Consider the following 6,385-nt stretch of genomic DNA (forward strand, 5'->3'; position numbering starts at 1 on the left):
AGTCGGCACCGGCCTTCACCGCCATGCCGCGTGCACGCGCGCAACCGACCGCGGAATGGCACCTGTCTCCACCGCCATCCGGTAGGTACCGATCGTTGGTCGGTACAGCTTTCAACCGGCGGCCAAAGAAGCACGCCCTCCGGTCATGACGAGGGAACCCATGCCGTCACGCGCTTCAACGCACAGTCGATCCCGCCTTCTCACGCTTGGCCTGGCCTGCACCCTGGCCATCGCCCCCAGCGCATGGGCAGCCGAGCCCACCGACACCTTCAATCGCCTGCTCGATCAGACCGTCGCCCACGAACACCTGCCGGGCATCGCCATGGCCGTCGTCGACGATGGCAACCCCGTCTTCATCGGCACCCGTGGCGAGCGCCGCGCCGGGCAGGGCGAGGTCATCGATCCGGACACCCTCTTCAAGATCGCTTCCAACAGCAAGGCGATGACCGCCGCGCTGCTCGCCCGGCTGGTCGACCGCGGTCTCCTGCGCTGGGACGACCCGGTTACCCGCTACCTGCCGCAGTTCCGCATGTACGACCCGTGGGTGACCACGCAGATGCAGGTACGCGACCTGCTCATCCATAACAGCGGCCTGGGCCTGGGCGCGGGCGATCTGATGTTGTGGCCCGAGCCGAACAGCTTCACCCGCCAGGACATCATTGCCGGGCTGGCCCATCTCAAGCCGGTCACCAGCTTCCGCAGCGGCTATGCCTACGACAACCTGATGTATGTGGTCGCCGGCGAAGTCGCCGCCGCAGCCGGTGGCAAACCGTACGATCAACTGCTGCGCGAGGAAGTCTTCTCGCCGTTGGGCATGGATCGCTGCCAGGTCGGGGCGTGGTCGGTCGCGGCGGTCGGCAACGTCGCCCAGCCGCACACGCGGAAAGACGGCCGCAACGTGGTGCGCGGTGCCGATGGTGACACCAGTGCCGATCTGACTTCGATGGCTGCCGGCGGCATCCGCTGCAGCCTGCGCGACATGACCCGCTGGATGCAGGTGCTGCTCGATCCGGCGCTCGTGCCCGGTTGGCTGAGCACGGCGCAGCGCCGCGCACTGTGGACCGCGCACATGCCGATGCCGCTGGGCGAGCGCCAACGCCGCTGGGACAACGCACATGTGTCCGCCTACGGCTACGGCTGGCGCGTGTCGGACATGGACGGCCAGTGGAAGGTGGCCCACACCGGCACGCTGTCCGGGATGTATTCCTCGCTCGCGCTGCTGCCGGACCGCAAGGTTGGCGTGGTTATCCTGATCAACAGCGACGCCGAGGATGCACGCACCGCGCTGATGCAGGCCGCGTTGAAGCACTACACCGCACCGGAAGAAACGGTAGACGCGAGCCATTATCTGGCGTTGCTGGACCAGGAGCGCACCGGCCGCCGCGATGCCGGACAGGTGCGCCCGGATACCCACGCGCGCCGACCCGCCTCGCTTCGCACCACCGCCGCCGCGCACGGCCGTTATCGCGACCCGTGGCTGGGCGAGGCGCTGCTCTGCCCGGCGCAGGGCGCGCTGCGTTTCAGCGTCGCCAAGTCGCCGATGCTGCGCGGCCAGGTCATGCAGCTCGGTGAGCGCTGGCTGGTGCAGTGGGATACGCTCGGGGCCGATGCCGAGCCTTGGTTGCGGCTGCAGCCAGGCGCGACGCCCGCCCTGACCTTGGCCGCGATCGATCCGGAGATCGACTTCAGTTATGACTACCAGGACCTGCACTTCACCCGCACCGGCGATTGCCCGTAGCGTGCTGCTGCTGGCGTTGCTGGCCGGCAGTGCCCACGCGGCAGCGCCAGCGGTGACGATCTCGCCCGCGCGCGACGTGGCCGAGGCCGGACTGGTCGACATCCGCGCGCTGGCACCGGCGATCGAACAGGACATCCGCTACGCCGGCCCCGACAACTTCACCGGCCAGCGTGTGCCCGGCTATGACGCGCCCAAGTGCTATCTGCTCGCCCCGGCGGCCACCGCGCTCGCACAGGTGGAGGCTGACCTGCGGGCAGAGGGCTACGCGCTGCGTCTCTACGATTGCTACCGCCCGGCTCACGCGGTGACGGCCTTCGTCGCTTGGGCACATGATCCCAAGGAGCAGTCGCGCAAGGCTCTGCAGTACCCGGACATCGACAAGCCGGCCCTGCTTGGCGACTACATCGCCGAGACCTCCGGCCACAGCCGGGCTGCCACGGTCGATCTGACCCTGCTCGATTGCCGCGACGGCCCCTGCGCGCCGGTGGACATGGGCACCGACTTCGATTTCTTCGGCCGGCGTGCGCATACCGATGCGCCGGAGATCAGCGAGGCCCAGCGCAGCCACCGCCAGCACCTGCGCCAGGCGATGGCACGGCATGGCTTCGCCAACTACCCGATGGAGTGGTGGCATTTCACCCTGCAGCCCGAGCCGGCGCCGACCACCGCCTACGACGTGCCGGTCCGCTGAGGCGCACCGCTACACTGTGCGCTGACCGCCGGATCGGACCACGATGAACCTGCCGCTGCACTTTGGATTGCTGGGAACGCTGGAGGCAGGGCTGATCGCGCTGTTGGTCGGGCTGCTGGTGTATGCGCTGTGGCATCGCCTGTGCCGCTGGGCAGGCTGGACCGACGGGCATGCGATCGGCTGGGCCTGCGTGATCGCGGTGGTGGCCTCGGCCGGCATCGACGCGTGGAATCTCTTCTATATGGGCATGATGCGGCTGGAGTCGCCGCTGTATGCGCGATTGTTCCTCGCCGGTATCCATGATCCGAACGAGCTGGGCTCGCGCGTGGTGCTCGAAGTGGCCGGTGCGATCGGCGGTGTTGCACTGGGGTGGCTTTTGTTCAGTTTCCGCTCAGGCGAAAAAAACAGCAACACCGCGTGAGATTGCGTTCGCATCCGGTTAAATGCCGGGCCAATGAATGGGCGTGTTACCAACTGCTCACCTGCGGCTAACCACTGCGGTAATGCACGCGTTCGCACAGGTGGTTAAGGCCGCGTGCGCAGCGCGGTCGAGGGGCAATATCGATTCACAAACGGGGTGGCAGTGTGGGGCCGTGCGGAAACAACAGGCCGCGCAATACCTACCAAGGAGACCACCCCAATGACTATTCGCAACCGCAAGCCCCTGATCGCCCTGATCGTCGCCGCAGGCAGTGTGCTGGCCATTCCGGCGATGGCCCAGTCGGCACAGCAGAGTGCCGCGCAGGCGCAGAATCAGGCCGCCCAGGCACAGCAGGCGGCAGCGCAGGCCGGTGACGCAGCAGATACCGCTTCCAACGCCGCAGCACAGGCCTCCGCGCAGGCCGGTGGTGGCGGTGGCCAGACGTGGGCCAGTGTCGATACCGACGGCAATGGCACCATCAGCAAAGCCGAGGCGCAGGTGAACGCGGGTCTTGCCCAGGTGTTCGACCAGGCCGATACCAACAAGGACGGCGAGCTCTCGCCGGATGAATACAAGGCGTACGTGGCCGCCCAGCAGGGCAAGGCCGCCGGCAATGGCGCCCAGCAGAGCAAGTAAGGACCGGGGACACCGGTAGCGCAGTGAGGGGGAAAGGGCGGCTTCGGCCGCCCTTTCTTTATGGGCCGCCGGGGTGGGGCCGCTGGGCCGCTGTTGGTATCCTTGCCCGATGATGACTTCCCTGCCCACGCCGCAAGGCGCTATCGGCCTGGTTGGTTTTGACGGTGATGACACGCTGTGGAAGAGCGAGGATTTCTACCGCAAGGCCGAGCAGGACTACCTGGATATCCTGTCGCGCTATATCGACGTGCACGACACGCAGACCGCGCGCCACCTGCTGGAAGTGCAGCAGCGCAACCTCGGCGTGTTCGGCTATGGCGTGAAGGGCATGACCCTGTCGATGGTGGAAGCCGCCATCGAGATCACCAACCAGACCATCAGCGCCCGCGATCTGCAGCAGATGCTGGACATCGGCCACGATACCCTGCGCCACCCGGTCGAGCTGATCGACGGCGTGCGTGAGTCGGTTACCGAGATCGCCCGCGACTACCCGGTCGTGCTGATCACCAAGGGCGACCTGTTCCATCAGGAGGCCAAGATCAAGGTGGCCAACCTGCGCGACCTGTTCCCGCGCATCGAGATCGTCTCCGAGAAAGACCCGGAAACCTATGCCCGCGTGTTGGAGGAGTTCGATCTGCCGATCAAGCGCTTCGTGATGGTCGGCAATTCGCTGCGCTCGGACATCGAACCGGTGATCACCCTCGGTGGCTGGGGCATCCACACTCCCTACGCGGTGACCTGGGCGCACGAGACCCAGCACGGCGTGGCCGATGACGAGCCGCGCATGGTCGACGCCCCGACCGCCTTCGACTGGCCGCAGGCCCTGCGGACCATCGAAGCCAAGGCCGCACAGGCCGCATGATGCGCGCCGGCCTGCTCGCGCTGCTGCTGATGCTGCCCTGGGCAGCTGCGGCCGAGCAGACCCCGGAGAAGTCTGCCGCCTACGTGGTCGACACCGGCGATGCCTGGGTCGACACCCAGCTGCAGGACATCAATCACTACGCCGAGCGCTACCCGGACAGCTTTCTGGATGAAGTCTCGCGCTATGCCGGTGTCTCGCGCGGCTACATCGCCGCGCTGATGCACACCCACGGCTGGCAGGCGGGCGACATCTACTTCGCGTGTTTCTGGGCGCATGTGATCGAACGTTCCTGCCGCGAGAGCGTGCAAACGTGGTCGCGCACGGTACCGGAGGAGGGTGAGGCCAAACGCTGGGAAGTGGTGGTGGCCCAGCTGCCGGTCACGCCGACCAACCTGCACTGGCGCGCGCTGCGCCACGCCATCGTCGCCAGCCATGACCACTGGGACCGACCGGTGACGCTCGACGCCACGCTGCAGCGCCAGCTCGGCAACCGCGAGCAGCGCCAGCGTGCGGCGAGCAGTCCCACGCCACCCGCGCGCTGAGGGACTTCTTTGTTGCTGTGCAGATCGCGGTAACCCCCGCCCTCGGCGACAATGCAGCGCTTGCTGCACCTTCCCCCGTGATCCGTTGCCGAGTACGTAATGAGCGCCGACCGTTTCGTGTCACCCGACGATATCCGCAGCCTGTTCGCCCAGGCGATGTCCACCATGTACCGCACCGAGGTGCCGCTGTACGGCACGCTGGTCGACCTGGTGGCCGAGATCAACGACGCCGTGCTGACCGCCAATCCGGCGCTGGCCGAGCAGTTGGACCGCACCGATGAACGCGCCCGGCTGGACCAGGAACGCCACGGTGCGATCCGGGTCGGCACCGCCGAAGAACTGGCCACGCTGGGCCGCCTGTTCACGCTGATGGGCATGTACCCGATCGGCTACTACGACCTCTCGGTGGCCGGTGTGCCGGTGCATTCCACCGCGTTCCGCCCGCGCAACGCGCAGGCGCTGGCGCGCAATCCGTTCCGCGTGTTCACCTCGCTGCTGCGGCTGGAGCTGATCGAGAACGCCGCGCTGCGCGAGCAGTCCGCTGACATTCTCGCCCAGCGCCGGATCTTCACCGACACCGCGCTGGCCCTGATCGCGCAGGCCGAACGCGAGGGTGGACTCGACCAGGCCGATGCCCGCCGCTTCGTCATCGAGGCGCTGGAGACGTTCCGTTGGCATGGCGACGCCACGGTATCGCTGGATACCTATCACGCGCTGCATGACGCGCACCGGCTGATCGCCGATGTGGTCAGCTTCCGCGGCCCGCACATCAATCACCTGACCCCGCGCACGCTGGACATCGACGCTGCGCAGGAAGGCATGCTCGCCCGTGGCATCGACGCCAAGGCCGTGATCGAAGGCCCGCCACCGCGGCGGTGCCCGATCCTGCTGCGCCAGACCAGCTTCAAGGCGCTGGAAGAAACCGTGCACTTCCCCTCGGGGGACGCAGGCGATGCCGGCACGCATACCGCGCGCTTCGGTGAGATCGAACAGCGTGGCCTCGCCCTGACGCCCAAGGGCCGCGCGCTGTATGACCAGCTGCTTGCGCAGGCGCGCGACAGTGGGGGTGCCGGCAGCACCGGCCAGGATTACCCGACCCGCCTGGCGGAGGCATTCACCGCCTTCCCGGATGACCACGACACCCTGCGCCGCGAGGGCCTGGGGTACTACCGTTACGCACTGACCGACGCCGGTCGTGCCAACCCGGCCGCCGTCGCGGATCTCCCGGCCGAAGCGCTGATTGTCGCCGGCCTGGCCAGCGCCGACCCGATCGTCTACGAGGATTTCCTGCCGGTCAGCGCCGCGGGCATCTTCCAGTCCAACCTAGGCGGCGACGAACAACGCGCCTACGCCGCGCATGCCAACCGCGATGCCTTCGAGCAGGCGCTGGGCATGACGGTGGAGGACGAGTTCGCGATCTACGCGCGGCTGCAGGCCGAATCGCTGGCGAGCCTGCGGGGCGCCTGACGGAAGGTGGCCGGCCCGCGGCCGGCCC

7 protein-coding genes are annotated in these 6,385 nt (G+C 67.6%); all 7 read left to right on the top strand.

Annotated features, from left to right (window positions below):
• Positions 1-160 precede the first annotated feature (160 nt).
• Positions 161-1,738, top strand: a complete 1,578-nt coding sequence (locus ACE026_RS20410; RefSeq protein ID WP_486040670.1) for a serine hydrolase domain-containing protein — start codon at positions 161-163, stop codon at positions 1,736-1,738.
• Complete coding sequence (locus ACE026_RS20415; RefSeq protein ID WP_486040671.1) at positions 1,692-2,429, top strand: M15 family metallopeptidase; 738 nt, start codon at positions 1,692-1,694, stop codon at positions 2,427-2,429. Before ACE026_RS20410 ends, ACE026_RS20415 begins: the two co-directional genes overlap by 47 nt.
• A 43-nt stretch (positions 2,430-2,472) precedes the next feature.
• Entirely contained in the window at positions 2,473-2,850 is a 378-nt protein-coding gene (locus tag ACE026_RS20420) for a hypothetical protein (RefSeq protein ID WP_486040672.1), read from the top strand.
• Positions 2,851-3,069: 219 nt separating this feature from the next.
• Positions 3,070-3,486 (top strand): EF-hand domain-containing protein, encoded by a 417-nt coding sequence (locus ACE026_RS20425; RefSeq protein ID WP_486040673.1) that lies wholly within the window; start codon positions 3,070-3,072, stop codon positions 3,484-3,486.
• A 109-nt stretch (positions 3,487-3,595) separates the two neighbouring features.
• On the top strand, positions 3,596-4,348 hold the full coding sequence (locus ACE026_RS20430) for an HAD family hydrolase (RefSeq protein WP_486040675.1): 753 nt from the start codon (positions 3,596-3,598) through the stop codon (positions 4,346-4,348).
• On the top strand, positions 4,345-4,890 hold the full coding sequence (locus tag ACE026_RS20435) for a hypothetical protein (protein WP_486040676.1): 546 nt from the start codon (positions 4,345-4,347) through the stop codon (positions 4,888-4,890). Before ACE026_RS20430 ends, ACE026_RS20435 begins: the two co-directional genes overlap by 4 nt.
• A gap of 99 nt (positions 4,891-4,989) precedes the next feature.
• Entirely contained in the window at positions 4,990-6,357 is a 1,368-nt protein-coding gene (gene hglS, locus ACE026_RS20440) for a 2-oxoadipate dioxygenase/decarboxylase HglS (RefSeq protein WP_486040677.1), read from the top strand.
• Positions 6,358-6,385 lie beyond the last annotated feature (28 nt).

The organism is Stenotrophomonas sp. AGC87 (assembly GCF_057333975.1).

What these genes read in the sequence shown, in the direction of transcription:
- ACE026_RS20415 (WP_486040671.1), top strand. Translation starts at nt 1,692, where the DNA reads ATGACTACCAGGACCTGCACTTCACCCGCACCGGCGATTGCCCGTAGC.
- ACE026_RS20410 (WP_486040670.1), top strand. Translation starts at nt 161, where the DNA reads ATGCCGTCACGCGCTTCAACGCACAGTCGATCCCGCCTTCTCACGCTT.
- ACE026_RS20430 (WP_486040675.1), top strand. Translation starts at nt 3,596, where the DNA reads ATGATGACTTCCCTGCCCACGCCGCAAGGCGCTATCGGCCTGGTTGGT.
- hglS (WP_486040677.1), top strand. Translation starts at nt 4,990, where the DNA reads ATGAGCGCCGACCGTTTCGTGTCACCCGACGATATCCGCAGCCTGTTC.
- ACE026_RS20435 (WP_486040676.1), top strand. Translation starts at nt 4,345, where the DNA reads ATGATGCGCGCCGGCCTGCTCGCGCTGCTGCTGATGCTGCCCTGGGCA.
- ACE026_RS20425 (WP_486040673.1), top strand. Translation starts at nt 3,070, where the DNA reads ATGACTATTCGCAACCGCAAGCCCCTGATCGCCCTGATCGTCGCCGCA.
- ACE026_RS20420 (WP_486040672.1), top strand. Translation starts at nt 2,473, where the DNA reads ATGAACCTGCCGCTGCACTTTGGATTGCTGGGAACGCTGGAGGCAGGG.